We start from the raw sequence: 1,174 nt of genomic DNA, 5'->3' as shown, positions 1-1,174 counted from the left end.
GGTCGAGAATGAGGTGAACAGATCGAAGTCCGATTCAGCCCAGAGGCTATCGTCGTCAGCCGTGATGGAGCTGTCTTCGAAGGAGACAGAGTGGCAAATCGACTCGGGCGACTCATCGAGGTCGCATCCATTCTGCGTATTGAATGGGCCGAGTGATAACGGAATTCTTGTGTCTGGGTCAGGTCGCTTGCGCGGTCCCGGGTGCGTGATCGCGTGTTCGGCAGACAGGCGCTGTGCGGGCAATGGGTTAGCCGAGCGGACGCGGTCCATCCAGGCACTGAGGATGAGCACCAGGATGAACACCGCCCACGCCGTCAGATGCACCAACAGCGAGGGGAGGGGTGCCAGCGCCGTGAACAATGCTCCAGTGGCGATCAGTGCCAAGGCTGCGTCAGCCAGACGTCGGCCCAGAGACTGGGTCGTCACCGGTCGATGCGCTGGCAGGGTCGAGGGGAGTGCGGGCACGGTTGAACGGTCTCGTGGCGTAGGCTCGACAGGCATTGAGGCGTCCCTGTTCACAGCACTTTAGCAAAGCTATCACAAAGCTGCCGGATCCGGTTTGAGTGTCCAAAGCGCGTTCAAACGAGACACCGCGTGGCGCCGTCTGTCATCTGCATCCGCGTCAGGGTTGGCGCTGATGTCGGCCGATCATTGGCCGATCATTCGCCGATCATTCGCCGATCATTGGCCGATGCTGTTGTCAGATTTGCGATAGGAACCATGCAGGAGGGGAACACGCGATGCATGTCGCGCGGATCTCTGCCAACCATCCCGCCTCGCCAATAAGACAGGCGCATGAGGACATCGATGATGAACAGGCACAACCGGCTATTGAAGCGCATCGCGCTGGCGATGTTACTGACCGTCTGGGGAGGGCACGCCATGGCCACCGAAGAACCACCTTACGAGGTCGTCCGTGAAGACTCAGGTTTCGAGCTGCGCCGCTATCAGCCGCAACTGCTCGCTGAAACCGAGGTGCAGGGCCGCTTCGACCAGGTCGGCGGAGAGGCCTTTCGCATCCTCGCCGACTATATCTTCGGCAACAATCAGGCCGCTGAGAAGATCGCGATGACCGCACCCGTCTCGCAGCGCCCGTCGGCCAGCGACGATGACCAAGCCGGAACGCGGATCGAGATGACCGCCCCGGTGACGCAACGCCCCGCACAGACCGACT

2 protein-coding genes are annotated in these 1,174 nt (G+C 61.2%); one reads left to right on the top strand and one right to left on the bottom strand.

Going from position 1 to position 1,174, the window contains the following annotated elements:
* The coding region (locus VBE63_RS29870; protein ID WP_323686594.1) for a hypothetical protein at positions 1 to 465 on the bottom strand (465 nt) is incomplete at its 3' end.
* 342 nt (positions 466 to 807) lie between these two features.
* Here VBE63_RS29870 and VBE63_RS29865 point away from each other — a divergent pair.
* On the top strand, positions 808 to 1,174 hold a 367-nt coding region (locus tag VBE63_RS29865), incomplete at its 3' end, for a heme-binding protein (protein WP_323686593.1).

Source organism: Lamprobacter sp. (assembly GCF_034860625.1).
Taxonomy (GTDB): domain Bacteria; phylum Pseudomonadota; class Gammaproteobacteria; order Chromatiales; family Chromatiaceae; genus Lamprobacter.
Note: the sequence above shows the minus strand (reverse complement) of the source record. Positions and strands in the feature narration are given on the sequence as shown.